15 protein-coding genes are annotated in these 23,985 nt (G+C 71.6%); 10 read left to right on the forward strand and 5 right to left on the reverse strand.

Annotated features, from left to right (window positions below):
• Positions 1–36: 36 nt before the first annotated feature.
• Complete coding sequence (locus WMF22_RS19850; RefSeq protein WP_437300618.1) at positions 37–1,935, forward strand: PEGA domain-containing protein; 1,899 nt, start codon at positions 37–39, stop codon at positions 1,933–1,935.
• A gap of 223 nt (positions 1,936–2,158) precedes the next feature.
• Here the strand turns inward: WMF22_RS19850 and WMF22_RS19855 are convergent, their stop codons facing one another.
• Entirely contained in the window at positions 2,159–5,818 is a 3,660-nt protein-coding gene (locus WMF22_RS19855; RefSeq protein ID WP_438036717.1) for a Kelch repeat-containing protein, read from the reverse strand.
• A gap of 272 nt (positions 5,819–6,090) precedes the next feature.
• Here WMF22_RS19855 and WMF22_RS19860 point away from each other — a divergent pair, with 272 nt between their 5' ends.
• The 5 genes from WMF22_RS19860 (at position 6,091) to WMF22_RS19880 (ending at position 15,215) form a co-directional block, all read left to right on the forward strand.
• Positions 6,091–9,561, forward strand: coding sequence for a thrombospondin type 3 repeat-containing protein (locus WMF22_RS19860; protein ID WP_437300620.1), 3,471 nt, complete (start codon positions 6,091–6,093; stop codon positions 9,559–9,561).
• 254 nt (positions 9,562–9,815) lie between these two features.
• Positions 9,816–10,490: a hypothetical protein gene (locus WMF22_RS19865; RefSeq protein WP_437300621.1), complete on the forward strand. Its 675-nt coding sequence runs from the start codon at positions 9,816–9,818 to the stop codon at positions 10,488–10,490.
• A 219-nt stretch (positions 10,491–10,709) separates the two neighbouring features.
• Positions 10,710–12,548: an OmpA family protein gene (locus tag WMF22_RS19870; protein WP_438036718.1), complete on the forward strand. Its 1,839-nt coding sequence runs from the start codon at positions 10,710–10,712 to the stop codon at positions 12,546–12,548.
• A 251-nt stretch (positions 12,549–12,799) separates the two neighbouring features.
• Positions 12,800–14,305 (forward strand): hypothetical protein, encoded by a 1,506-nt coding sequence (locus WMF22_RS19875; RefSeq protein WP_438036719.1) that lies wholly within the window; start codon positions 12,800–12,802, stop codon positions 14,303–14,305.
• A 136-nt stretch (positions 14,306–14,441) separates the two neighbouring features.
• On the forward strand, positions 14,442–15,215 hold the full coding sequence (locus tag WMF22_RS19880) for a PP2C family protein-serine/threonine phosphatase (RefSeq protein WP_437300624.1): 774 nt from the start codon (positions 14,442–14,444) through the stop codon (positions 15,213–15,215).
• Positions 15,216–15,261: 46 nt separating this feature from the next.
• Here WMF22_RS19880 and WMF22_RS19885 read toward each other — a convergent pair whose 3' ends face one another.
• Together WMF22_RS19885 and WMF22_RS19890 are read right to left on the reverse strand one after the other, a co-directional pair.
• On the reverse strand, positions 15,262–16,323 hold the full coding sequence (locus WMF22_RS19885) for an EfeM/EfeO family lipoprotein (protein ID WP_437300625.1): 1,062 nt from the start codon (positions 16,321–16,323) through the stop codon (positions 15,262–15,264).
• 81 nt (positions 16,324–16,404) lie between these two features.
• Positions 16,405–17,637 carry a di-heme oxidoredictase family protein gene (locus WMF22_RS19890; protein ID WP_437300626.1) on the reverse strand — a complete coding sequence of 411 codons (1,233 nt, stop codon included), beginning with the start codon at positions 17,635–17,637 and terminating at the stop codon, positions 16,405–16,407.
• A 182-nt stretch (positions 17,638–17,819) separates the two neighbouring features.
• Here WMF22_RS19890 and WMF22_RS19895 point away from each other — a divergent pair, with 182 nt between their 5' ends.
• Positions 17,820–18,608, forward strand: coding sequence for a hypothetical protein (locus WMF22_RS19895; protein ID WP_437300627.1), 789 nt, complete (start codon positions 17,820–17,822; stop codon positions 18,606–18,608).
• Between the two features lie 36 nt (positions 18,609–18,644).
• On the opposite strand, the gene WMF22_RS19900 is transcribed toward WMF22_RS19895, so the two are convergent.
• Entirely contained in the window at positions 18,645–20,189 is a 1,545-nt protein-coding gene (locus tag WMF22_RS19900) for a PGRS family protein (protein WP_438036720.1), read from the reverse strand.
• A 216-nt stretch (positions 20,190–20,405) separates the two neighbouring features.
• On the opposite strand from WMF22_RS19900, the gene WMF22_RS19905 reads away from it, so the two are divergent.
• Complete coding sequence (locus WMF22_RS19905; RefSeq protein ID WP_438036721.1) at positions 20,406–20,891, forward strand: hypothetical protein; 486 nt, start codon at positions 20,406–20,408, stop codon at positions 20,889–20,891.
• A gap of 48 nt (positions 20,892–20,939) precedes the next feature.
• On the opposite strand, the gene WMF22_RS19910 is transcribed toward WMF22_RS19905, so the two are convergent.
• A complete protein-coding gene (locus WMF22_RS19910; protein WP_438036722.1) occupies positions 20,940–22,799 on the reverse strand; it encodes an acyl-CoA dehydrogenase in 1,860 nt (619 codons plus the stop codon).
• A 259-nt stretch (positions 22,800–23,058) separates the two neighbouring features.
• Between WMF22_RS19910 and greB the strand changes: the two genes are divergently transcribed.
• Positions 23,059–23,532, forward strand: a complete 474-nt coding sequence (greB, locus tag WMF22_RS19915; RefSeq protein WP_272099185.1) for a transcription elongation factor GreB — start codon at positions 23,059–23,061, stop codon at positions 23,530–23,532.
• Positions 23,533–23,576: 44 nt separating this feature from the next.
• A complete protein-coding gene (gloA, locus tag WMF22_RS19920) occupies positions 23,577–23,972 on the forward strand; it encodes a lactoylglutathione lyase (RefSeq protein ID WP_437300631.1) in 396 nt (131 codons plus the stop codon).
• The last annotated feature ends 13 nt before the right edge of the window (positions 23,973–23,985 follow it).

Genomic DNA, 23,985 nt, shown 5'->3' on the forward strand with positions numbered 1-23,985 from the left:
CAGCGGAACGACAGGCTGAGTACGGTGCTCGATCGAATGGATCTGCGTACGCGGCGCGGCGGCTCTCGTCTTCTCTCCCTCGCGCGGCGTCCCCGCGCAGCGCCGCGGCTGCGCGCGCTCTCGGCCGCGGTCGCGGTCGCGGTCGCCGCCGGACCGGCGCTCGCGCAGCCGGCGCCGCCGGCCACGGGCGCCGCCACGCCGGTCAAGGAGGGCGCCGCGCCCGCCGCGGAGGCCGGCGCGCCGGCCAGGGAAGGCGCAGCGCCGGCCACGGGCGCCGCGGTCCCGGCCGAGGAGGCGCCCGTCTCCGAGACGGACCGGCAGGTGGCGCGGCTCCACTTCGAGAAGGGGCTCACGCTGCTGCGCGAGGAGGCGTGGGGCCCTGCGCTCGCGGAGTTCCTCCTCTCGCGCAAGCTCTTCCCGACGCGCGTGGCCACGAACAACGCCGCGATCGCGCTGCGCAAGCTCCAGCGCTACGACGAGGCGCTCGAGATGTTCGAGACCTTCCTTCGCGATTTCACGATGTCGGCCGCCGAGCGCGCGGCCGCGCAGCGGGAGATCGCCGAGCTGCGGGCGCTCGTGGGGACGCTCGACATCACGAACGCGGAGCCCGGGGCGTCCATCGTGGTGAGCGGCGAGGAGCGCGGGCAGTACCCGCCTGTCAAGCCGATCCGCGTGGCGGCGGGCCCGCACGTCGTCCGCGTCTTCAAGGAGGGCTACGAGCCGGTGGAGACGCGCGTCGACGTCGCCGGCGGGCAGACCGTCACGGTGAACGCGAAGCTCCGCAGGCTGACCCGCTCGGGCCGGCTGCGCGTGGTGGAGCGCGCCGGCAAGACGGTCGACGTGCTCGTCGACAACGTCGTCGTGGGGCAGACCCCGTGGATCGGCGCGCTGTCGGTCGGCGATCACATGGTGGCGCTGCGCGGCGCGGGGAAGCTCGGGACGCAGCCGACGGCGGCGCCCGTGAAGCCGCAGGAGCTCACGACGCTGTCGCTGCTCGCCGAGGATCTCGACGCGTCGCTGCGGGTCGACCCCACGCCGCCCGGCGCGAGCGTGTGGATCAACTCGGTCAACGTGGGCAACGGCGTCTGGCTCGGCCGGCTCAAGGCGGGCGCGCACCGGGTCGAGGTGAAGGCCGACGGGTTCGTCACCGGGACGCGCACGGTGACGCTGCTGAAGGGCCAGCGCCAGAGCCTCGACATGCGGCTCGAGCGCGACGAGGACGCGGATATCTGGCGCAAGCCGCCGAAGATCACGCTCGACGTGAGCGCGTCGTTCCTGCTGGCGCCGACGCTGGGCGGCGAGATCACGGACGGCTGCGGCTCGGGTTGCTCCAGCTCGCTCGGCCTCGGCGGGCTCGGCATGATCCACGGCGGTTACGAGCTCGGCTCGGGGATCGGCGTCGGGATCGAGCTCGGCGGCCTGTTCGCGGCGCAGCAGATCGACGAGCGCTCGGCGACGCTCAGGCCGGTCGGCTACCGGGATCCGCTCGATGGCACGGCGAGCGACACGCTCCGCCTGGGCGGCTTCCTGGCCGGCGCGACGTTCGGGTACCACTTCGACCTCGACGAGCGCTTCCCGGCGCTGCTCCGGCTGGGCGCGGGGGTGCTCGTCGGCGAGGTCCGCGACGAGCGGACCGGCAGGTTCAGGACGACCGGCGGGGAGTGGTTCAACACGTTCCCGGTGGTCGACTTCGCCTCGGCGACCTACTTCTACGCGGATCCTGATCTGCGGCTCGGCCTGCGGCTCGGAGAGCGGTGGGAGGTGTCCGGCAGCCTGAAACTGCTGCTGCTGGTCGGCCTCAGCAAGCCGAAGTGGGACAGGACGATCGAGCTGTCGGCCTCGACGGACGGGATCGGCACCTACGAGCCGGAGTCGCTCATGGGCGATTTCGTCTTGATGTTCTCGCCTGGGGCGAGCCTGCGTTACCAGTTCTGACGAGCCCGCGCCGGTGCGCGGCCGCGCCGCGCGGCGTTGCATACGTCCTGCTCGTTTACAGCGGCTTCCGCCCCCTCTGCGCCATCCAGAGCCGCAGCAGAGCGGCGGTCACCCGCACAGGAGACGGGCCCAGATCGGCGTTTTCGGCGCGCAAGCGCACTCCAGTGCGCTGAGCACCGAAAACGTCGAGGTGGGCCCGTATCCGAAGCGGGTGACCGCCGCTCTAGCGCCGGCGGCGAAGGGCGGCCAGCGCCGCCGCGATGCCGAGGAGGACGGAGAAGCGCGCGGCATTGCGCTCGGCGGGGGCGCCGACGACGCCGCAGGAGCAGGACGGGACCTCCGACGGATCGATCGGCGGGACGCACTGGTTCGCGAGGTTGCACACCATGCCGTCGACGCAGTCGGCCACCGATCTGCACGGGGAGGCGCAGGCGCTGCCGCCCGGCGGGCAGCTGTACGGGGTGCAGTCCGTGTCGACGCCCGGGGATCGGAGCGTGTGCTCGCCGTCGCAGCTCGGTCCGATCGCCTCGAGGTCGGCGCAGACGCCGTCGAGGCAGACGAAGTCCTGGATGCAGTCGTCGTCGGAGGCGCAGGAGGTCTTGCAGGCGGTCTCGTCCGCGCACTTGAACCCGCCGCAGCGCTCGACCACCGGCTCGTCCTCACGGCCGTCTCCTACGCAGAAGAAGCGCGTGAGCGTCGCGGGACCCACGACGCAGCCCTCGTCCGGGCAGGAGCACGTGAAGGTCTTCGCGACCGCCCCTTCCACAGGGAACATGCACTTGGCGTCGGTGGCGCCGCCGCAGTACCCGGCACACGCGCCCTCACCGGGGCAGGCCTCACGCTGGAAGGTGCCGCCCTCGTTGGGGTGCGGCGACTCGTGGTCGACAGGCGTCCCGACGTTCGTGCACCTGCCGACGTTGTTCACCACGTCGCATGCCTGACACTGTCCATCGCACCGGAAATCGCAGCAGAAACCGTCGACGCAATTGCCCGAGACGCACTGGCGATCACGCGTGCACTCGGCGCCGTTGGCGAGTCGATCGAGACACTGACCCGACCCGGGCGTCGCACCCCCCGATCCGGCGGACGCTCCGCCCGCGCCACCTGCACCTCCGCTGCTTCCAGCGGCTGCGCCGCCGGCACCCACGTCACCCGATCCAACGGAGGCGCCGCTGGCACCAGCGCCACCCGATCCAGCGGACGCGCCGCCTACACCGCCGGCACCAGCGCCACCCGATCCAGCGGACGCGCCGCCTGCGCCCGCGCCACCCGATCCGGCGAAGGCACCGCCCGCACCACCCGAGCCAGCGGCTGCGCCGCCGGCACCCGCGCCACCCGCGCCGGTGGACGCGCCGCCTGCACCCGCGCCGGTGGACGCGCCGCCCGCACCGCCACCACCCGTTCCGGACGATGCACCTCCGGCGCCGCCGACCTCACCGCAGGCGTCCGGATCACCGACGCCGACGTCGCACCAGCCGCTCTCGTCGCAACCGCAGTCGTCCACGCAATAGAGGATGCACCTGTTGTTGCTGCCGCAGCGGCCGGGCTTGCAGTCCTTCGTGGATTCATGAGCCAGCGCGCGCCCCTGGCCATCGCAGCGGTTGTGCACTTCGATCTGGTTGACGCAAACGACGGGGAGCTCCGTGTCGAGCTTCGCAGGACCACAGGTGCCATCGCTGCCCGTCCCCTTGCCCGACGCCGTGCACGAGAAGCACTCCTGGTCGCACGCCTCGTTGCAGCAGACGTTCTCCGTATCGGAGCAATGCCCCGATGCGCACTCCTGATCGTTCGCACACGGCTCGCCGTTCGCCTTGATGAGCAGCTGCGCGCTGGCGAGCGGCTGCGCGCTCGTGGCCCCGATGCCGCCCGCGACGAGCACCGCCCGGCCTGCGACGCGGTCGGTGCCGGCGTTGACGACGACGGCGGCGTGCTCCCGACGGGCCTCCTGTGCGAGCGAGCCGGCAGGCAGGCTGAGGGCGCTGAACTTCCTGGTCAGCGGATCGTAGAGGGCGGCGCTCGAGAGCGAGGTCGTGCCGTCGAACCCGCCGGCGATCAGGACGTCGCCGGTGGGCAGCAGGCTCGCCGTGTGGTTGGCGCGCGCGTTCGCCATGGAGATCGGCGTCGGCTGGAGCTCGAAGCCCCGCTTCGTCGGATCGGCCACGCCGTCGTGGTAGATGTCGATCGTGCGGACGTAGGCGCCGCCAGAGACCCGGGTGGTGCCTCCGACGAGGATCACCTCGCCTGAGTCGAGCGCCGTCGCCGCCTGACCGCCCAGCGCCTCCGCGCGGTCGATGAGCGTCGCCGTGTGGAAGCCGCGGAGAGCGCTCATCTGCGCCGTCATCGGGGTCGTGGAGGGCGAGAGGACGGCGATCGGCCGGAAGACGCCCTCGTCCTCGTGGAAGATCTCGGCCGAGGTGAGCGCCGCGCCCGAGAGGACGAAGCCGCCTGCGACGAGCACATTCCCCGTCTTCAGGCGGACCGCCGTGTGGGCGTGGCGCGAGGTCGCCATGCTGCCCACGGAGGCGAGCGCGCTCGTGACCGGCGCGCCGCCGTTCGGTCCGAAGGCGCTGAAGGTGTAGAGGGAAGCGGTGCTCGTGGGCTGGTTGAGCGGATCCGCGAGGCCGCCTGCGACCAGGACCACGCCTGGATCGAGGAGGGTGGCCGAGTGGTTGAACCGGCCCACAGAGGCCCCCGCGTCCCTGACGAACTGGCCGGTCGCCGGGTTGTAGACCTCGACGGCAGCGACCGGCGTGCCGCTGGTGCGCTGGCTGCTGCCGCCCACGACGACGACCGCCGGCGGCGGAGGCGCAGGATCCGACGGCGCCGCCGGGGCGAGCTTCGTGACCGCCGTTGCGGTGTGGGCGCCGCGCGCGACGTCCATCGCGCCGGTGCTCGCGAACGTGCGGTCGAGCGGGAAGTACAGCTCCGCCGTCGCGAGAGCGCCCCCGGACGCGTCGAACCCGCCCGCGAAGAGCACGGGGCTCGCAGGGTTCGCTGGATCGATCACGGTGCCGGTGTGACCGGCGCGCGGCGTGATCATCTGGTTCGTCGTGGCGATCCACTGCGGGTCGACGAGCGCCGGGTACCGGACGCCGGCGGGCTGCCATCCGACGATCACCGTGCACGCCGGCGCGCCCGGCGGGGTGACCGGCCGGCCCCACGGGGCGCGAGGGCTCGTGTCGACGGCGCAGCCCTCGACGGAGAGCGAGGCCGGAACGCGCGCGCCGGTCGCGTCGACGAGGTAGGGGGGCGCGACGCGCAGGCGGGGCGAGCCGCCGGCGTCGAGGAACTCGAGCGCGCGCTCCACGAGGCGGAGGCCCGAGACGGCGGTGACGTCGACCCGGTAGCGGAGCTCCTTGCGCGCCGGCTCCTGCTCGAAGACGACGAAGTCCTCGGTGCCGTTCGGGAGGACGCGGTGCAGGACGTCGCGGGCGCCGCCGCCTTCGGCGCGCAGCGCGCCTGCGTAGAGGACGAGGCCGCCGTCGACCGCCGCAGGCACGTCGGCGGCGTCGACGAGGGAGAAGGCGATCGACACGCGAGACGCGCCATCGGCGAGGCGCACCGGCCCGGCGGCGCGCGCCGGGAGCTCGACGGACGCCGCGGCGGCCTCCGGGGCTGCCGCCCGCAGGGCGCCGGCCGGGGTCGCCGCGGCGATCTTGACGGGGCTTGCGGCGATGGCGTCGGCGAAGCGCGCGCGGATCGCGGCGATGCGGGCGCGCGCTCCGGGCGGCGCCGCCTGAGGCGACCCGGGGCCGGGCGGGGGGGAGCGGCGCGAGGCGCCCTCGTCGGAGCAGCCAAGGACCTGGGGGAGAATGGCGCACGCAGAGAGCAGCGCAGCCGTTCGCAGCCTGAAGCCGAGTCGCAGCACGCGGTGGTTTCGCAAGGGTGGTTCCGTGGTCGGCGCGGCGCGCGCGACGTGAGGGGGCGGATCTGGGCCATCCTAACAGAAGGCGGCCCGCGGCCGAACAGTGAGGCGGCGCGTCGAGAGCGGCGGCGGGCTCCCCCGACGTGTCCTCCGACACGGAGACGCGGCGGCGGGCGATAGCCGCTCGATCGAGCGCACGGCCGAGGAAAACCTCCCCAGGAGGCGGGCGAAACTGGGTAGGCTTACGGGGGCGCTGTCGCGTACGGCGCGATCTGTCTGGAGGAGCCGCGATGACTTTCCCCGCCTTGCCCTGGATGCCCCGCCACCTCGCGCACGCCGGCGCCGCGCGACGCGGGCTCTTGCCGCTGCTCGCGGGCCTGCTCGCGCTCGTGGCGCTCGCGCCGCGGCCGGCGAGCGCGGCGCCGTGGGACACGGACAACGACGAGGTCGCGAACGGCGTCGACAACTGCCCTGGGGTCAGCAACCCGAGCCAGTACAACGGCGATGGCGACGCTCAGGGCGACGCGTGCGACAACGACGATGACAACGACGGCATCCCGGACGACACAGACCTCGACGACGACGGCGATGGGATAGCGGACACCGCCGACAAGTGTCCGACGATTCCCACACCCATGGCAGCGGATCCAGACTTCGACGACGACGACGATGGCGTCCCGGATGTCTGCGACAACTGCGACACCTCCAGCAACGAGGATCAGCTCGACAGCGATAGCGACGGGCGGGGGAACATCTGCGAGACCGACAACGACGCGGACGGCGACAGCGACTTCAACGACAACTGCCTCAACATCTCGAACGCCAGCCAGGCCAACGCCGATGGCGACAACTACGGCGACGCCTGCGACAACTGCCCCACTGCGTTCAACAACGATCAGCGGGACAGGGACAACGACGGCATCGGAGACGACTGCGATAACTGCGCAAACGCCCCGAACACCGATCAGCGCAACCCCGACGGCGACCTCTTCGGCGACGTCTGCGACAACTGTCCTGACACGGCCAACACCAACCAGGCGGACAGCGACGGCGATACGATCGGCACCGCCTGCGACAACTGCCCGAGCCACGCGAACGAGAACCAGGCGGACGGCGATGACGACGGGGTCGGCGACACGTGCGACAACTGCCCCGGCACGCCCAACAGCCTCCAGGAAGACGCGGATGGCGATGGGGTCGGGGACGCATGCGACAACTGCGTGAGCCGCGCGAACGCGGACCAGGCGAACGGGGACAGCGACGCGTTCGGCAACGTCTGCGACAACTGCCCTGCCACGTCGAACCCCAGCCAGTCGGACAGCGACCTCGATGGGACCGGTGACGCGTGCGACAACTGCGTCGACCGCGCGAACGATCAGCAGAACGAGGACGGCGATCCCTTCGGAAACGCGTGCGACCTCTGCCCGTACGTCGCGACCCTGACCCAGGTCGACACGGACGGCGATGGCTTCGGCGACGATTGCGACAGCTGCCCGCGCCTCATCACCCCGAACCAGGCCGATGGCGACGGAGACCGCGTCGGCAATGCTTGCGACAACTGCCCCGAGGTCGCCAACACGGATCAGATCGACAGCGACGGCGATGGCCTCGGCAACGCCTGCGACAACTGCGCCAGCATCGCCAACGTCAGCCAGCTCGACGAGGATCACGATGGGGTCGGCAACGTCTGCGACAATTGCCCCTCGACGCCGAACGGGCCGAACGACACGAACAACCAGGACGACAGCGACGGGGACCAGAGAGGCGACTCCTGCGACAACTGCCCGGACGTGCCTAACGCGAACCAGGCGAACACCGACGCCGCCACCGGCGACACGCAGGGCGACGCGTGCGACGACGACGACGACGCCGACGGCGTGCCCGACGTCACCGACAACTGCCCGACCGAGCCGAATACGAGCCAGCGCAACACGGACCGGAACCTGCCCGGCGGCGACACGCAGGGCGACGCGTGCGACAACGACGACGACGCCGACGGCGTGTCCGACGCCACCGACAACTGTCCGCTCCAGCGCAACCTGGATCAGACGAACACGGACGAGGACCTGACCGACGGCGACGGGTTCGGCGACGCCTGCGATGACGACGACGACGCCGACGGCGTGCCCGACGTGAACGACAACTGCATCACGACGCCGAACAGCGCCCAGGCCAACACGGATCTGAACCTTGCAAGCGGCGATGCGCTGGGCGACGCGTGCGACGATGACGACGACGCCGACGGCGTGCTCGACGCCGCCGACAACTGCCAGTTCGCGCCGAACAGCACGCAGATCAACACCGACCTGAGCCTCGCGGGCGGCGACGCGCAGGGCGACGCGTGCGACAACGACGACGACGCGGACGGGGTGCCGGACGGCGGCGACAACTGCCGCACCACGCCGAACCCGGGGCAGGAGAACAACCCGAAGACCGGGCCCGAAGACGCGCTCGGTGACGCGTGCGACGACGACGACGACAACGACCGCGTCCTCGACGCAGATGACAACTGCGGATACGACATCAACACCAACCAGCTCGATACCGACGGCGATGGAGACGGGGACGTCTGCGACGACGACGACGACAACGACCTCCTCACGGATGCGGAGGAGGCGGCGCTCCGGACCGACCCGACCAGCGTCGACTCCGACGGCGACACGATCGGCGACTTCGAGGAGGTGTTGAACCGCGACAATCCCGCCGATCCGGCCAACAACACCGACGGTGACGCGTTCATCGACGCCGTGGACCGCTACAGCGACGGCGACGAGGTGCTCGACTCCGAAGAGGCCGGGGACGCTCTGCTGAACACGCCGGCGATCGACACGGACGGCGATGGGACCCCGGACTACCGGGACACCGACTCGGACGACGACGGCGTGCCCGACGGCGACGACAACTGCCGCCTCATGGCGAACCCGCCGCCCGCGCCGGGCGAGCCGCAGGTCGACACCGATGGCGACGGCAAGGGCGACGTGTGCGACGGCGACTCGGACAACGACGGCACGCTCGACGTCGACGACAACTGCCCGAGCCTGGCGAACGCAGGGCAGCAAGACGCCGACGGCGACGGCACCGGCGACGCGTGCGATCCAGACGGCGATCCGGACGCCGACGGGGTGATCAACGAGGACGACAACTGCGATTTCGCGGCGAACCCGCCGCCTGCGCCGGGCGATCCGCAGGCCGACATCGACGGCGACGGCCTCGGCGATCCCTGCGATGACGACGCCGACGGCGACTCGATACCTGACGCGGACGACAATTGCCCGCAGATCGTGAATGCCGATCAGGCGGACGCCGACGGCGACCGCGACGGCGACGTCTGCGACAACTGCCCGAGCCTGGCGAACGCCGGGCAGGAAGACGCGAACGGCGATGATCTCGGCGATGCCTGCGATCCCGACGGCGACGGGGTGGTGACCGACACCGACAACTGCCCGAGCGTGGCGAACCCCGAACAGACCGACACCGACGAGGACGGCCAGGGTGACGCCTGCGAGCCGCCGGATCCGACCGGCACCGGCGGCGGCGGAGGGGCCGGCGGAGCGGGCGGCGCTGGCGGCATGGGCGGCATGGGCGGTGAGGCCGCGACGACGACGGCGACCAGCGGCGGCGCGACGTCGCCAGATTTCCAGGGCGGCTGCGACTGCCGCATGGGACGTGCGCCGATGCCCCGGGAAGCGTGGGGGATGCTGCTGATCCTCGCCGCCGTGCTCCGGTGGCGAGGCCGGCCGCAACCGCGACGGGCAGCATGACGCCACGCCGCGGAAACGGGGCTCTGGCGATCACCTGAGAGCTACGCCCGGCGAGCGCGGCGGCTCCTCGTCGACGCAGCCGTCCGATGTCGTCAATCTTGGATAGCGAGGTGCAGATTCGTGTGATACGGGCTCAGCCGCCAGGCAGGCGCGTGAGGCGTACGAAAGTACGCCTCGGCGAGCCGAACGGCGCGGATGAGCCCGCGGCGCACGGAGATGCGCCCCGCCATAACGGAGCTTCAAGGAGGACCCTCATGCAGGCATCTCGGTGGATCGCGGTGTGGATGGCGATGGGCGCGCTCGTCATCGCCGGTACGGGCGCGGGATGCGGAGGTGACGAGGCCCCGGGGGACGCGACGACCTCGAGCTCCACGACGACCACCACCACGGGTGAGGGCGGCACGAGCAGCGCAGGGACGGGCGGCGCTGGCGGCGAGGGCGCTGGCGGCTCAGGCGGCGCGGGAACAGGCGGCTCAGGCGGTGCGGGAACAGGCGGCTCAGGCGGGACGGGAACAGGCGGCTCAGGCGGGACGGGAACGGGCGGCGCGGGAGCGGGCGGCGCTGGCGGCGCGGGAGCAGGCGGCGCTGGCGGCACGTCGGGTGAGAGCTTCAATTTCACCCTCCGCGGCACCGGTTACGTTCCCGCCTACACCGCTGGGGACATGGTCTACGTGGCCGTCGTCGCTGCCGGCGATGCCGCGCCGGCCCTGAGCGCGTCGGACGCGATCGAGGACGACGGCACGTTCAGCGTGACGGGGCAGATACCCGGCGACAAAGCGTACAAGATGCACTGGTACGTGGACCTTTCACAGAATGGGACGTGCGACGCGGCTCCCACGGATCACGTCTGGACACAGGACATCCCCACCGTCACGGCGGATATCACGCGCAGCGTCGTACCCAACAGCGCCTTCGGCGACTGTCCGTGACGCGCCGCGCTCGGCCATCCCATAGCCGTTGATCGTCTGATCGTCCGTGGCGCGGCGCGCCCTCCGCGCACCGTCGTCCGTGGCCAGAATCGTGGCCACGTCGAACGCGGCGCGAGCGGGTCGCGGGCCGTCTCCTTGACCTCGCCCAGGATCGCCGCGGCCAGGGAAGAAATGCGGATGTTGCCCCCCGCCACGCGCCCCCGCTATCGTGCCCGGCCGATGAGGCCTTCCTCCGTCGCAGCGGTCGCGTCCACGGCCGTCCTCATGACGCTCGCCGGCGCCTCGCGCGGTCAATCCACCGGCGGGTTCTCCCTCGACCGGTTCGAGCCGGCGCCCGCTGGAGACGCCTTCTTCGGCGTGCCCTCTCCGGCCGCGCCCGGCCACCTCGCGCCGCGCGCCTACGTGATGCTCGATTACGCCCACCGCCCCATCCACACCAGCGGTGAGACCCCGGTCGACCTCGTCTCCTCGCAGGCGTTCCTCCGCCTCGACGCCTCGCTCGCGCTGTGGGATCGCCTGCTGCTCTCGATCGACGCCCCCCTCGCCGTCGCGCAAGGGGGCGACGATCCAGGCATCCCCGGCGTCGCGTTCACCGAGCTGACGGCGCCCGAGCTCGGCGACCTGCGCGTCGGCGCGCGCGTCCGCCTGCTCGGGGAAGACGCGGGCCCGTTCCAGCTCGGGATCGGCGGCTACCTGTTCGCGCCCACCGGCTCGCCGGCGCAGTACACCGGCGACGCGGAGGCCCGCGGCGCCGTCCACGCGAGCCTCGGCGGGCGCGTCGGCTCGGCGAGCTCGTCGCTCGGGTTCCTGTGGAGCGCGAGCGGCGGCGTCGAGCTCGGGGGCGGCCCGAACCGACCGCAGCTGCTCACGTTCGGCGGCGCCGCGGGGCTCCTGATCGCCGGCGATCTCCTCCAGCTCGGCGCCGAGGCGTACGGCGGCGCGCCGCTCGGCGAGGATCTCCTGCTCTCCAGTACGCCGGTGCAGCGCGACGAGGCGGGCGTCAACGCCGAGCTGCTCTTCGGCGCCAAGCTGCGCGTCCTCGACGGCCTCACGTTCGGCGCCGCGGTCGGCCCGGGCCTGACGAACGCCATCGGCACACCGCCGGTCCGCGCCGTCGGCATGGTCGGCTGGACGCCGCTCCCCAAGCCGGCCCCGGATCGCGGCCAAGCCGCCGCCGTCGCGGGCGACAAGGACGACGACGGCATCAACGACGACATCGACGCGTGCCCCGACGTGAAGGGTGATCCTTCGCCCGATCGCGCGAAGGACGGATGTCCTCCGGCGGATCGCGACGGGGATGCGGTGCTCGACATCGACGACGCGTGCCCGAGCACCCCGGGCGCCCGCAGCGCCGACGCCACGCAGAACGGCTGCCCCGAGGACTCGGACGACGACGGCTTCCATGACGGCATCGACGCCTGCCCCAGCGTGCGCGGCGGGGCGAGCGACGACCCGAAGAAGGTCGGCTGCCCTGGCGACGTGGACGGCGACGGCATCGCCGACGCCTCGGACGCCTGCCCCAGTGTCAAGGGGCCGGCGAACCGTGACCCGAAGCAGAACGGCTGCCCGGCCGATCCGGATGGAGACGGCGTGCGCGGCGCCGCCGACGCCTGCCCGAACGAGCGGGGGCCCTCCGACCCCGATCCACGACAGAACGGCTGCCCCAGGTTCGTTCGCGTCAACGCCGACGAGATCAAGACGTCCAAGCCGGTGCAGTTCGTCGTCTACGGCAAGACGCGCGCCGAGACGGTCGATCCCATCTCCGACGAGGTCCTGTACGAGGTGCGCGACACCATCCGGCAGAACCCCGACATCGAGCTCGTCGAGGTGCAAGGCCACACCGACGACAACGGGACCGAGGAATACAACCTCCGCCTGTCGCAGCAGCGCGCGGACGCGGTCCTCTCGTGGCTCGTGGCCGCCGGGGTTCCGAGGGAGAAGCTCGTCGCCAAGGGCTACGGCTTCGAGCAGCCGGTCGGGGACAACCGCGTCAAGACAGGGCGCCAGAAGAACCGCCGCGTGCAGTTCGTGATCGTCAAGCGCAAGGGAAAGCCCTAGCGAGCAAGCGCCGGCGCCGCGGCGCGACGGCTACGACCACGAGCGAAACAACGCCCAAGACACCACAAATCCCGACAGCCGCCCGGACGCGCAGACGCCGATACCTCGCAGTCCTGGGCGATCGCGGCGCCGCGGCACGTCATGCTGCGCCGCGCCCGCATGCGCCTCCGCCGCCGCCCGACACCTGGCCGTGACCGTTCCCTGACGGCCATGGACGGGCGAGTGTGTCACCTTATCGAATGCTCCATACGGTGGCGATCTCAGATATCCATCTTTGCGAGCTCGAGCCGGGTGACGGCCTGTGGATGCGCTACCGTCAGGCTCCTTACTCCCCCGACAGCGAGGTCGCGGCGATGCTGGACGCGCTCCGGGACGAGATGAGGCAGGGCGCGGCGCGCGGCGCGGGGCGCGATGAGCTCACGCTCGTGCTCAACGGCGATGTGTTCGACTTCGATGCGCCGCGCGTGATCGATCAGCAGAGCGTCTTTCACGATCTCCCCCGCAGCGCCGAGCACGCGGTCCCTGCGATGAATGCGATCCTCGCGGACCACCCGGTGTTCATCGAGGCGCTCGGCCGCGTCGTCGCGGACGGGCACACCGTCGTGTTCATCTCCGGCAACCACGACGTCCAGCTCACGTTGCCCGAGGTGCGCGACCTGGTCCGGGACCGCGTCGTCGATGCGGCGCTCGCCGCGCTGGGCGACGCGCAGCTCTCCAGCGCCCCGCACGCGCGCGCGGCGCTGGGCGCGCGCGTCGTGTTTCGCGCGTGGTTCCACAAGACGCCCGACGGCATCATCGTGGAGCACGGCAACCAGTACGACGCGTATTGCAGCTACCGCTACCCGATGGTCCCGTTCGGGCGTAAACCGGGCGAGATCCAGCCCACCATGGGCTCGCTCGTGTGCCGGCTGCTCGTGTCGCGGATGGGCTACTTCAACCCGCACGTGGACGCCTCGTTCATGCTGTCCGCGTTCGGGTACCTCGCGCACTGGGCGCGTTACTACATGTTCTCCAGCCGCTCGCTCGCGGGGGCGTGGGCGCTCGGCGCGCTCCGCACGCTCGTCGAGCTCGTGCGTCGGCGCGAGCCGGAGCGGCGCGCTCGCCTGCGCGAGTGCCTCGCCGCCGCGGCGCAGGAGACGGGCGCCCCGCTCCGCGCCGTGGCCCGTCACGCCCGCCTGTTCGCGCCCCCGGCGGAGGATCGGCTGGGGCTCGTCGCGCGCGAGCTGTGGCTCGACCGGGCCGCGCTGGCGCTGCTCGCGGTCGCGGTGGCGCTCGTGTGGCTGGTGCTCGCTCCGCTCTGGCTCGCGCCGGGGGCGCTCGTCGCGCCGGCGGCGCTCATCGTCTACGAGCGCCTCGTGCCGAAGCTCCCGCTCGACGCGACGTGGCAGCGCGTCAGCCGCGCCGCGCGCCACGTCGCCCGCGCCCATCGCGCCAGAGCGGTCGTCTTCGGCCACACGCACACGCCCGAGGGCACCTGGGAGGGCGGGCTGTTCTTCGGCAACACCGGCTCGTGGTCCGCCGCCTTCGAGGACGTGGCCTGCACCAAGCCGGTCTTCGCCGCGCGCCCCCTGGTCTGGCTGAGGTCCGAGCCGGGGGCGGGCAGCGCCGCGCGCCTCTCGGGAGGCCTCGTGACCTGGAAGAACGGCCGCTTCGAGGCCCTCGCGGCCAGCGTCCCGCCCCCTGCCGGGCAGCGCAGCGAGCCGCACGGCGCCCATCCGCCTCTCCAGTCGCCGGCGACCGCCACGCTGCGCACGTGACGCGCGTCACGCGTCATGCACGTGCCCGAGCAGGCCGGCGCTCTTCACTCGAATTGAGCTCCTTCCTGACTTGCGCGAGGCGTCCCGCCGCTGGATGCTCCCGGCACGACACGCGTCCCGCTGACGAGGAAGCTCTGTGAACCCCCCGCTCCACATCGAAGCCGCCGGTGACAGCCACGTTGGCCACCAGCGCGAGCAGAACGAGGACAGCTTCGCGGTCGATCTGGATCTCGGCCTCTTCGTCGTCGCGGACGGCATCGGCGGCGCCGCCGGTGGGGAGGTCGCGTCGCGGATGGCGGTCGACATCGTGCGCTCGTTCTGCAAGGACGGCGAGGGCGAGATCACCCAGCCGACGGGGTACGACGAGGAGGTGACGCCCCTCGAGCTGCGCCTGGTCTCGTCCATCTGGCGCGCCAACGAGCGCATCTTCGAGGTCGGGCAGCGCGACCCGCTCTGCTACGGCATGGGGACGACGTTCGCGGGCGTCTACGTCGACGGGAGCTCGGCGTGCATCGCGCACGTCGGCGACAGCCGGGTCTACCGTTACCGGAAGCGCCGGCTCGAGCGGCTCACCGAGGATCACTCGCTCTGGAACGAGCACCTGAACACCGGCGAGCAGCTGCCTGACGATGTGGATCCGCTGCTCGCCCGCAACGTCGTGACGCGCGCGCTCGGGATGGGGAAGACGGTCGACGTGGCCACGCGCGTCGAGCGGCCCGAGGCCGGAGATCTCCTGCTGATCTGCTCGGACGGGCTCTCGGGCCCGGTCCCCGAGCTGGAGATCGCCGAGCTGCTCGCGCAGGAGAGCGACCTCGCCGCGACGGCGCGGTCCCTCATCGACCGCGCCAACCAGCACGGCGGCCCCGACAACGTCACGTGCGTGCTCGTGCGGTGGAACGCCGGCGGCTGACGCGGCCGAGCGCGCCGCGCCTTGGCGCACGAAGACGCGCCCCGCTCTACGGGAGCGTCTTGATCCGGAGCAGATCCGCGGACCTCGTCATGTCGCTGGCGAGCGTGCCCGGGGTCGCGTCGTCGCTCTCGTGCTCCACGAGCGAGAACAGCTTCCCGAACGGCGTCGCGAGCTGCTCGTCGGTCGGCTCCGCCTCGCTCCACCCCTCCGGAAGCGGCGGCAGCGCGTCGCCTTCGATCGCGTCGTACGCGCTCGACAGCCGCTCGAAGCCGTCGCGCACCGCCTCGTCGACCTCCGCGCCATCGGCGCCCTTGGTCAGGATCCACGGCTGGAAGGCCTCGTAGGTCGCCACGCCGGCCGCGACGTTCGCGCGCATGTCGGCGAGCGTGTACTGGGCGTAGCGCGACTCCTCCTCTCCGGTCGCCGCCTTGCTGGTCTTCTCCACCTGCTCGGCGATGGAGGCGATGACCCCGCGGTAGGCGGACGGCGCGTCGAGCGCGAGCGAGCCGAAATCCGATTGCATCTTCGCCGCGTCGGCCGCGAGGCGCGCGCAGAGCTCGTCCTTGAACGACGCGGCCTCGGCCTCGGTGGCAGGGAAGGCTGCCTCGCTGTAGTTATCGAGCTCGGACTCGAAGGCGAGGACGGGCTCCGGGATCGCGTCGGCCCAGAGGATGCGCTCGACGGCGTGCACGCCGGTCACGCCCTCTCCATCAAAGAGGTTGTCGTCGGCCTGCTCCTCGATGAACGCGTCGTAGCGGGCATCCGTCGAGTAGTCGAGATCCGGAAAGACGACCGCGATGGCCCCTTCGACGCTCTCGTAGGCTTGCCGTGCCTTCTTCCACTCGGCCTTCATGGCATCGACGGCCTCCTTGTCGCTCGTCGCGCTCCACCCGTCGGCGTCCGGCGCGGGCGCGGCCGCCTGGAGCGCGGCCGTGGCGGCGGCGAACTTGTCGATGTTGTCCTGGATGAAGGCCTTCACGTCGAGCACTGCCTGCTGCTCGTACTCCGCGTCGGTGAGCAGCGTCTCGTTGTCGCTTCCGCACGCAGGAAGCGAGAGGGCGGCGGCGGCGATGGCCAGACCGGACCGCAGGCGGGCGGGGATGTGCATGATGTTCGAGCTCCTTGTCACCGCTCGCGTGGGGCGAGCGCGCGATGTGGACGGGTGCGTGTGCGTCTCGGTGGACGTCGATCAGAGCGAGCGCACGAAGTCGATGAGCGCCCCGCGATCCTCGTAGGAGAGCGCGCGGAACGCGGCGACCGAAGCGGCGGCCTCCGAGCCGGGGCCGTCGTGGAGCAAGATGGCCTGCTCGATGGTCCTGGCGCGGCCGTCGTGGAGATACGAGGTGCTGTGGCGCACGCCGATGAGCGGCGCCGTCCGCCAGGCGACGGAGCTGGCCGACTCGTCGGCCAGCCCGTCGGCGAGCTCAGGGCCGAGGTCGTGCAGGAGGAAATCCGTGTAGACTGGAGCGTCGATGTCCGCGAGCTGCGCGATCGGGTAGTCGGCGCGCGTCCTCAGCGAGGGGACATGGCAGGCGGCGCAGTCGGCCTCGGCGAAGAGCGCCTGGCCGCGCGCGTCGGCGGGCGCGCGCCTCGGGATCTCGAGCAAGCGCATGTAGTCGGCGACGGCGTTCACCGTGTCGAGGACCACGTCCTCGCCCGGCTTGGCGTCGTCCATGAGCCCGTCGGGGTTCGGCAGCTCGTCCGGCCGGAGCGGCGAGGTGATGCCCATGTCGCCCTGGTAGGCGTCGGCCGTGAAGTCGTCGAGCGTGGCGACCCGCGCCTTGAACCCGAAGCGGCCGATGAGGTCCTCGTCGCCCTCGACGAAGGCGTGGAACGCCTCGTCCCCGCTCTTCTTCGAGTGGAACACAACGCGGTTGATGCGCCCGCGGATGGCGTCGCCGCGCGCGGCCTGCTCGGCCGCGACCCGCTCGATCTCGGCGTCGTCGACCGCCTCCATGTAGCCGCGCCCGAACACCGGCGGGCCGAGGCGCTTCGAGACCTTGATCGTCGCCTCGGTCTCGGGCTGCGAGAGCGTCGTCGCCCCCCCGACGGCGTAGGGCCGCAACGTGTGTCCGTAGGGGAGCCCCCCCTGATCCGCCGCCGGCGTCACGCCGTCGTCCTCGACGAGCGCCATCTTCTGGACCGCGCCCGGGCCGCGCGCGGCGCCGTCGTGACAGCCGGCGCACGCCGCGCGGATGTAGAGCGGCCCGAGGCCATCGCGCTCGCGAAAGACGAAATCGAAGAGCGCGTCGCCGTCCTTGAACCGAGCTACCTGCTCCGCAGAAGCGCCGTGCAGCGGGATGTCGGTGAGGTCATCGCCGATCAGCGTGATGCCAGCCAGAGGATCGTCGGGAGCGGACTCCGAGCCGCAACCCCCATTGAAGACCAGCGGGAGCGCAAGAAACAGGGCAAACCGTGCCATGTCGTCGACCGGAACCGTAGCCGTAAATGAAAGTCAGCGTCAATAACCCAGGGCGGCGCGCCCGCCGGGCTGGTGTGCAGGATCGCGCACGGGCGGATCCCACCTCCTTGCGAAGCGTGGCGGAGGCTCGGGCGTTACACTGCCCGAGCCGGCGCGGACGGGCTCACGCTGGAGGACAGCGGATGAAGCAGCGAGATGACGAGCGGCGCGCGGCCTCGAAGGCCCTCCGGGATGGACTGCGGGAGATCGAGCGGAACGAGGAGCGCCGCGCGGCGCACGAGGAGCTCGGCGCCGGCTGGCTCCGGTACATGGGCCCCGGCTACGGCAACGACATCTGCTCGATGTGCGGCGCGCTCCTCGACAGGGGAACGGCCTACATGCACTGCGCGCCCTGCCTGGCGACGCGCGGCATCGACGAGCAGGCGCTGCGCGGCGTGTGCGCGCAGGCGATGGCGGAGGACTGGCCGTTCCAGGATCGCCGGCTCGACGGCGGGCGCTGGGCGCGCGCTCTGATCGCGTTCTGGCGGAATCACGTCGATCCGATCGAGTCGAAGGCGATCCCGTACCGGAACAACACGCTCGAGTCTTCCTTCTACTACATGAAGCGGCGCCTCACCGAGGCGGGGGTCGCGGACATCTGGACGGTGCCTGACGAGAGCCAGCGTGGGCTCGATCCTGCGATGGTCGTGCGGGCCCGGGGCGGCGCGCTGGCGATCGGCGTCACCACGCAGCGGCGCATCGCGACGGCCGACGAGGGCGCGCGCGGCGCGCATATCGCGCTGTTCGACGAGTTCCTCCGCCTCGCGGACGCGCGGGAGGGCTTCCTGGTGGTCGAGAAGCTGAGCCGACGCGCGCGGCGCGACACGCCCGTCCGGGAGATCGTCGTGACCACCGCCGAGGGACGGCGCGTGACGCAGCTCCGCTGCATGCAGGAGGATCGGAGTTGGCCCGCGCCGGCGGCGCCGGCGTAACGCCGGGCGCCGTCGCGGCGCGGACCTCACGCCGCGCTACTGCCGGAAACGCTGCTCGATATCGTAGATCTCCGCCGCCACGCCGTCGGCTCCGTCATGGGTCCGGCTGGCCCCGCGCCCTCCGATCCCGGCCTCACCCAGCTCGATGGTCGTGTTCGTGAGCGAGGGCTCGGTGCCCGCGTACGCGATGGCAATCGAGTGGCCGCCGAGCCCGCCGCCGCCCCGGCCGCCCTGGCCGCCCCGGCCGCCGCGACCGCCAGGGCAGGCGGCGTTCAGCCCCGTGGCCTCGCCTCGGGTCCCGGCTGCCCCGTGGTGGCCGCCCTCGCCGCCCGGCTGGCCCTCGCCGCCATCGCCGCCATTGCCGCCGCGGCCGGTCTTCAGGACCACGTCGTTCAAGGCGATGGGCGCGCTCCCCACGAAGAGGGCGATGCTCACCCCGCCGGCGCCTCCGCCGCGGCCGCCGAGCCCCCCGCACCCGCCCGAGCCCCCGGCGCCTCCGCCGGCGCCGGCCGCAGAGGCCTCGAAAGGGCACATCTGCGCGCCGGTGCCGCCCTTCGCGCCGCCGCCTCCTCCGCCGCCCTGGCCCCGCCTGCCCGGCGTCCCGTCGCCAGCGAGCGGGCCGGTATACCCATCCAGGAACAGGTCGCCGAAGCCCGTCGCGCCGGCGCCCGGACTCCCGTCCACCCCGTCCGCGCCATCCTGCCCCGCGGTGCAGGGCTGGGTGCTGGTCTCGCCCTTGCCGCCGTTCATCACGTCGCTCGGAACCCCGCTGGTTCCATCCCCCCCGGACTGCAGGCCACCCGTCCCTCCCGTGCCGCCGCGCGAGTCGTCGGATCGATCGTCGGGCGTACCGCAGGTGTTGTTCACGGGGAGCCCGCCGGCGACCGTCGTGGCCGAGCACGCGGCATTGCCGAAGTTGCCGAGCATCCCATTCTCGGCAGCGCCGTCCACGAACGCCCCGCCGCTCGCCCCCGGCGCCCCGTCGCCCGCCTCGAGGATGCACCGCGTGAAATGGACAGGGACCCCGGAGCTGTTCGCGGCGATCGCCGATCTGCCTGCCAGCTCGGCGTGGGTCGCCGGGATGGAGCGCGCGATCACGTGGAGATCCTCGATCACCGCCGCGCCTTCGCCGTTGTCGAACGAGAGCGGCGTCTCGCCTTCGGGAGCGGTGAGCGTGGTCTTCTTCTTGTCGCCTATCCAGCGCCAGCGGTCGTCGCAGTCGAGCCCGCCGAAGAGCCTGTATCCCCCCGGCACGATCACCGCCTCATCGAACGTCTGGGCGCAGACATAGATGCGTCTTCCGTACTCCGGGGCGAGCTCGAGCGCCTCCGAGATCGTCTTCACGGGCGCCCTCTGGATCCCCGCGTTGCTGTCGTCCCCCAGGGTGCTCGAGACCCAGACCCCGCACTTCGAGGGGACCGTCTCGTGCTTGCTCGGAGTGCAAGCCTCGTCGGACACCTCGTCTTCGGGGTTCGCGATCCCGATGATGTTATCCGGCTGCTGCTTGAAGCAGCCGCTCAACGCCATCACGACCGGAATGAACCCCACCACCCATGCATCAACCTTGAATCGAATCCTCATACTATTCCTATTCCGGTCAGCCCTGCGCGTTTTCCAAGCAAAGCGACCTGCGCGCCCCGCGCCTGCCGGCGCGCGGCGTGTCGGCTCGGTTGCCGCCAGTTGCCCCCAGTTGCCGCCAGTTGCCCCCAGTTGCCGCCAGTTGCCCCCAGTCGCCGCCAGTTGCCCCCAGTTGCCGCCAGTTGCCCATCGCTGGGTATTCCGTGCGAACATCGGCCCATGAGCGCGAACCTGAGGGACCTCGTGCGCGAGCTGATCGAGGCCGGCGGCGGCGAGCCGATCGAAGGCGGTCGCTTCCTGCCGCTGGCGACGCTGGAGTCCGGCGCCCGGGTGGGGCTGGACGGCTCGGGCGCCTGGGTCTTCGCGCCCGAAGGCGGCGGGGCGGCTCAGGCCATCGCGCCGGAGCGCGGGCGGGCCTTCTTCGAGGTGCTGGAGACGAAGCGGGACGACTTCGACGCGAGCATCGAGGCGGCGGCGAAGGCCGCGGGGCTGCCCCCCGAGGAGGTGGCCTTCTCGTTCCCCGCGGCCGACGTCGTCCGCACGGTGCTCGCCAGAGGCTTGCCGAGCATGACGCGGCTCGCGCTCTCGTGGCTCCGGTTGACGGAGGTCCGCGCGCTCCGCGCCGAGATCATGGCCGTCTCGCGCGACCCGACGATGCCGGTGCCCGTCCGAGACCTGGCGGAGCGGCTCACGGTCCCCGCGTGACCCTGCGCCGCGCCCCCGCCCGGAGGCGGGGCGGCGCGGGGAGGGAGGTCAGACGGTCGCGAACGCGTCGGCCGGGATGTCGAGCGCGGACGAGTCCTCGCGCCCGAGGATCTCGGCCGAGAACTTCGCGTGCGGCAGCACGTTGGCCGCGAAGTAGACGGCCGCGTGCTTCTTGCCCTCGTAGAAGGCGCGGTCCTTCGCGCCGGTGTCGCCGGCCGGGAGGCCCTCCATCGCCTTGAGCGCGATGACCGCGCCGTCGAGCAGGAGCCAGCCGATCGCGAGCTCGCTCATCATCTCGAGGAAGCGGTTCGCCGCGAGCGGCACCATCGGCATCTTGCCCAGCTGGAACCACGACAGCAGCCGCATCGCGGTGCCGGCGACGGCCTCGTGCGCGTCGCGGAGCTCCTTGATGCTCGCGGCGAGGACGGGGTGCTTCTCGTTGGCCTTCACGAACTCGTCCACGTCGTTCAGGAAGGCCTGCAGGTTGACCCCGCCGCCCTGGCCGAGCTTGCGCCCGACGAGGTCCATCGCCTGGATGTGGTTCGTGCCCTCGTAGATCGAGAAGACCTTCGCGTCGCGGCAGTACTGCTCGACCGGGTAGTCCTTCGTGTACCCGGCGCCGCCGAAGGTCTGGATCGCCGTCTCGCAGACGCGGAACGCCTGGTCGGACGAGTAGGCCTTCACGAGCGGCACGAGCAGGTCGACCTGGCCCTGGTTGTAGGCGGCCGCGCGGTCGTCCTTGCCCTGGTAGACGGCGACCGCGTCCTGGTGGCGCGCGAGCTTGATGATGAGCGCGCGGATGCCCTCCACGCGGCTCTTCATGTCGAGCAGCATCCGCCGCACGTCCGGGTGATCGATGATCGGCACGCGCGGCGCCGTCGCGTCCTTCCACTGGAGGATCGACGAGCCCTGCTTGCGATCCTTCGCGTACTCGAGCGCGTTCAGGTACGCCGAGGACGCGACCGACACGCCCTGCAGGCCGACGGAGATGCGCGCGCCGTTCATCATCCGGAACATCTGCGGCATGCCCTGGTGCTCGACGGTGCCGACGAGCTCCCCGAGGCAGGCGTCGCTCTCGCCGAAGTTGAGCACGCACGTCGACGACCCGTTGATGCCCATCTTGTGCTCGATGTTGCCGACGACGACGTCGTTCGGCCCGCCGAGCGAGCCGTCGTCGTTCACCCGGACCTTGGGCACGACGAAGAGGCTGAGCCCCTTCGTGCCGGGGGGCGCGCCCTCGACGCGGGCGAGCACGAGGTGCACGACGTTCTCGGTGAGGTCCTGATCGCCGCCGGAGATGAAGATCTTCGTGCCGCGGATGAGGTACTTGCCGTCCTTCTGCTTCACCGCGGTCGTCCGCGACGAGCCGACGTCCGACCCGGCCTGGGGCTCGGTCAGGCACATCGTCCCGCTCCACTGCCCGCCGTACATCCGCTTCAAGAAGAGGTCGCGCTGCCTCGGCGTCCCGAAGTGCTCGATCACCTCGGCCGCGCCGTACGTCAGCCCGGGGTACATGTTGAGCGCCGCGTTCGCGCCGCAGAGGAACTCCTCCACCACCGTGTAGAGCGTGAAGGGACCGCCCTGGCCGTCGTAGGTGGGCGAGACCGAGACCGACTTCCACCCGGCCTCATACAGCTTGTCCCACGCGTCCTTGAACCCCGGCGGCGTCTTGACCTGCCCCTCCTCGATGCGACAGCCGACCCGATCGCCGACCGCGTTGAGCGGGCCGAAGACGTCGCACGCGAACTTGTACACCTCGTCGACGACCATCCCGACCTCGTCGCGCCCCCACGCGTCGTAGGGCGCGCTGCCGAGCAGCTCGTCCAGGCGGAATTGCTCGAAGAGGAGGAAGCGGATCTCGCGGAGGTCGGCCTTGTAGCGGTTCTGTTGGGTTTGAGCGTTCGACATGGGAGACCTCCTCGTTGCCGCGGCAGGGAGGCGCTGGCAGCCGGTTCCCTTCCCGGTCTTCCGCGCAGCTGCGGCATAGTTCTGCATTCGCCTAGCATGTCGCCGCGGCGCGTCAACAACCGTCCGCAACATGTGAAGAATCTCGTGGAGATCCATGAAGATCGGGGCATCCGAGGCGGGTCCTCGGCGGGGCCCCCGCGCCGGGATCCACGGCGTTGAACTGGCGAGCGGCGCGGCGTAGGCTCGCTCGCGATCGACCATGTCCGACCCGGCTTACATCACGCCCAGCGGGGCCAGGAGGCTGTCCGAAGAGCTCGCGCGGCTCCGCTCCGTGGAGCGGCCTCGCATCGTCCAGGAGGTCGCCGACGCGGCGGCGCAGGGCGATCGCTCCGAGAACGCCGAGTACATCTACGGCAAGAAGAAGCTGCGCGAGATCGACCGGCGGATGCACTACCTGACCAAGCGGCTGGAGAAGGCCGTCGTGGTCGATCCGTCCGAGCAGCGCGGCGACAAGGTCTTCTTCGGCGCGACGGTCGAGATCGAGGACGAGGACGGCGCGCGCCGCACGTACCAGATCGTGGGCGAGGACGAGATCGACAGCGCCGCAGGGCGCATCAGCTGGCGCTCTCCGGTCGGTCGGTCGCTCCTCGGCAAGCGCGCGGGGGACGTGATCACAGTCCGCCGCCCGGCGGGCGAGGCGGAGATGGAGCTCATCTCGGTGCGTTACGGCTGAGCGCCGCGCGGCGCCAGGGCCGGAGTAAGGAGACGGGAATCGGCATGAGGATCTTGCACACGATGCTTCGGGTCGGCGATCTCGAGCGCTCGATCGGCTTCTACAGGGACGTGCTCGGGATGCAGCTCCTGTCGCGGCAGGACTACCCGGAGGGCAAGTTCACGCTCTGCTTCCTCGGGTACGGGAAGAACCCCGAGCACGCCGAGCTCGAGCTCACGCACAACTGGGGCGTGGACAGATATGAGCTCGGCACGGCGTACGGGCACATCGCGCTCGGGGTCGACGACATCCACGCGGCCTGCGACCGCATCCGGGCGGCGGGCGGGAAGATCACGCGCGAGCCGGGCCCGATGAAGCACGGCAAGACCGTGATCGCGTTCGTCGAGGATCCGGACGGCTACAAGGTCGAGCTCATCGAGGAGTCGAGCCGGAGCCGGTAGCCGGCGAGGTCGG

The organism is Sorangium sp. So ce204 (assembly GCF_051526795.1).
GTDB lineage: Bacteria > Myxococcota_A > Polyangia > Polyangiales > Polyangiaceae > Sorangium > Sorangium cellulosum_B.

Bases quoted from the DNA above. Each gene is read 5' to 3' on its own strand.
- WMF22_RS19910 (WP_438036722.1), bottom strand. From the start codon at position 22,799: ATGTCGAACGCTCAAACCCAACAGAACCGCTACAAGGCCGACCTCCGC.
- gloA (WP_437300631.1), top strand. From the start codon at position 23,577: ATGAGGATCTTGCACACGATGCTTCGGGTCGGCGATCTCGAGCGCTCG.
- WMF22_RS19870 (WP_438036718.1), top strand. From the start codon at position 10,710: ATGAGGCCTTCCTCCGTCGCAGCGGTCGCGTCCACGGCCGTCCTCATG.
- WMF22_RS19860 (WP_437300620.1), top strand. From the start codon at position 6,091: ATGACTTTCCCCGCCTTGCCCTGGATGCCCCGCCACCTCGCGCACGCC.
- WMF22_RS19850 (WP_437300618.1), top strand. From the start codon at position 37: ATGGATCTGCGTACGCGGCGCGGCGGCTCTCGTCTTCTCTCCCTCGCG.
- WMF22_RS19890 (WP_437300626.1), bottom strand. From the start codon at position 17,637: ATGGCACGGTTTGCCCTGTTTCTTGCGCTCCCGCTGGTCTTCAATGGG.
- WMF22_RS19865 (WP_437300621.1), top strand. From the start codon at position 9,816: ATGCAGGCATCTCGGTGGATCGCGGTGTGGATGGCGATGGGCGCGCTC.
- WMF22_RS19900 (WP_438036720.1), bottom strand. From the start codon at position 20,189: ATGAGGATTCGATTCAAGGTTGATGCATGGGTGGTGGGGTTCATTCCG.
- greB (WP_272099185.1), top strand. From the start codon at position 23,059: ATGTCCGACCCGGCTTACATCACGCCCAGCGGGGCCAGGAGGCTGTCC.
- WMF22_RS19905 (WP_438036721.1), top strand. From the start codon at position 20,406: ATGAGCGCGAACCTGAGGGACCTCGTGCGCGAGCTGATCGAGGCCGGC.
- WMF22_RS19895 (WP_437300627.1), top strand. From the start codon at position 17,820: ATGAAGCAGCGAGATGACGAGCGGCGCGCGGCCTCGAAGGCCCTCCGG.
- WMF22_RS19885 (WP_437300625.1), bottom strand. From the start codon at position 16,323: ATGCACATCCCCGCCCGCCTGCGGTCCGGTCTGGCCATCGCCGCCGCC.